This window comes from Liquorilactobacillus satsumensis DSM 16230 = JCM 12392, assembly GCF_001435195.1.
Classification (GTDB): domain Bacteria; phylum Bacillota; class Bacilli; order Lactobacillales; family Lactobacillaceae; genus Liquorilactobacillus; species Liquorilactobacillus satsumensis.
In genome coordinates this window covers 1-211 of the sequence record NZ_AZFQ01000042.1, presented here as the reverse complement: position 1 = coordinate 211, position 211 = coordinate 1, and the positions used below count along the sequence as shown (strand labels likewise).

At 55.5% G+C, this 211-nt stretch carries 2 tRNA genes; both read right to left on the bottom strand.

The features are described from left to right. Position 1: 1 nt before the first annotated feature. Positions 2-74: transfer RNA gene (locus tag FD50_RS06710), tRNA-Lys, on the bottom strand. 2 nt (positions 75-76) lie between these two features. Further along, positions 77-149: transfer RNA gene (locus FD50_RS06705), tRNA-Val, on the bottom strand. Positions 150-211 lie beyond the last annotated feature (62 nt).

Below are 211 nucleotides of genomic sequence, written 5' to 3'. Positions count from 1 at the left end.
ATGAGTCGTGACAGGCTCGAACTGTCGACCCTCTGATTAAAAGTCAGATGCTCTACCGACTGAGCTAACGACTCGATGGAGGATACAGGGCTCGAACCTGTGACCCTCTGCTTGTAAGGCAGACGCTCTCCCAACTGAGCTAATCCTCCAACATCGCACGGCAACGACCTACCCTCGCAGGGGGCGATCCCCCAACTACTCTTGGCGCTAA